The organism is Mesorhizobium sp. M1E.F.Ca.ET.041.01.1.1, from assembly GCF_003997355.1.
Lineage (GTDB): Bacteria > Pseudomonadota > Alphaproteobacteria > Rhizobiales > Rhizobiaceae > Mesorhizobium.
In genome coordinates this window covers 1-1,749 of sequence record NZ_RZSL01000903.1, presented here as the reverse complement: position 1 = coordinate 1,749, position 1,749 = coordinate 1, and the positions used below count along the sequence as shown (strand labels likewise).

Genomic DNA, 1,749 nt, shown 5'->3' with positions numbered 1-1,749 from the left:
AACCACCTCTCCCCCGATCGACGGGGTAGAGGAAGGGCGCGACTTCGACGCAGGCGTTTCCTCTCCCCCGGGCAGGGGGAGAGGTGTCCCGCGCAGCGGGACGGAGTGGGGGTGGTTCAGCGCAAGTGGCATCGTCTCCCCCTCACTTGTCCAGGTTCTTGCCGACGGCGCGCATGACAAAGAACGCGACGATGTTGGCGAGAATGACCGCGATGACGCCACCTGCGGACGCCTGGCCGATTTTGAACTCCAGCAGCGCCTTCTGGTAGACGAGGAAGGGCAGGTTGGTGGAGGCGTAGCCTGGGCCGCCATTGGTGGTGACCAGGATCTCGGCGTAGATCGAGAGCAGGAAGATCGTCTGGATCAGGATGACGACGGTGATGGCGCGCGACATGTGCGGCAGCGTCAGATACCAGAAGCGGCTGAGGAAGCCGGCGCCGTCCATTTCGGCCGCCTCCTTCTGCTCAGTATCAAGCGATTGCAGTGACGTGAGCAGGATCAGCGTGGCGAAGGGCAGCCATTGCCAGGCGACGATGAGGATGACCGCCGTCAGCGGGTGCTGCCCGAACCAGTCGATGGGGTTGGCGCCGAAGAAGCGGGCAATATCGGCGAAGACGCCGTATTGCGGGTGCATGATCATGTTCTTCCAGACAAGTGCCGCAACCGGCGGCATGACGAAGAACGGCGAGATCACGAGGATGCGCACGAAACCCTGGCCCCAGATCGGCTGGTCGAGGAGCAACGCCAAAAGGATGCCGCCGACCACGGTGATGACCAGCACGCTGACGACGATGGCGAGCGTGTTGAGGATCGACTGCAGGAAGGCCGGGTTGGAATAGAATAGCGCGTAGTTGGAGAAGCCGACGAAACCGTCGCGGATCGGGTTGAGCGGGTTGTATTGCTGGAACGAGAACCACAGCGTGAAGGCCAGCGGCACGATCATCCAGATGAACAGCAGGATCACCGATGGCGCCATCATGAAACGGGCAAGCGAACGGGTTTGCTGAGTAGCCATGACGGTCACCCTCCAAATGTCAGCCGGATTCTAGCGTTGTGCCACAATTTTCCTGATTGTGAAGGTGGCCGCCCGAACTGGGTTTCGGGCGGCCAATGCCGGTCATGATGCGCTACCGGCGTTCGGCACCGGGAGGAGCCTTACTTGATGTAGCCGCCTTCGGTCATTGCCGCGGTGGCTGCGTCCTGGGCCTGCTTCAGCGCATCGTCGACGCTCGACTGGCCGGCAAGGGCGGCTGAGAAGAGCTGGCCGACGGTGGTGCCGAGGCCCTGGAATTCAGGGATGGCGACGAACTGCACGCCGACATAGGGCACCGGCTTGACGGTCGGATGCGTCGGGTCGGCGGCGTTGATGGAGTCCAGCGTCATCTTGGCGAAGGGCGCCGCCTTCTGGTACTCCGGATTGGCATAGAGCGAGGAGCGCGTTCCGGGCGGAACGTTGGCCCAGCCTTCCTTCGAGGCGACCAGCTCGGCATAGTGCTTGCTGGTTGCCCACGATACGAACTTCTCGGCGGCGTCAGCCTTTTGCGTACCCGCCGGGATCGCCAGCGACCAGGCCCACAGCCAGTTGCCGCGCTTGCCGAGGCCATTGTCGGGCGCCAGCGCATAGCCGACCTTGTCGGCGACCTGCGAGGCCTTCGGATCCGAGACGAAGGAAGCGGCGACGGTGGCGTCGATCCACATGCCGCACTTGCCCTGCTGGAACAGCGCAAGGTTCTCGTTGAAGCCGTTGGA

The 1,749-nt window shown here is 63.2% G+C and carries 2 protein-coding genes; both read right to left on the bottom strand.

Annotation, left to right across the window (positions count from 1 at the left end):
• Nucleotides 1–142: 142 nt before the first annotated feature.
• Nucleotides 143–1,015: a sugar ABC transporter permease gene (locus tag EOA38_RS35685; protein ID WP_126090731.1), complete on the bottom strand. Its 873-nt coding sequence runs from the start codon at nucleotides 1,013–1,015 to the stop codon at nucleotides 143–145.
• Between the two features lie 140 nt (nucleotides 1,016–1,155).
• Nucleotides 1,156–1,749 (bottom strand): extracellular solute-binding protein (locus tag EOA38_RS35680; protein ID WP_127301426.1); only part of this gene is annotated, 594 nt, incomplete at its 5' end.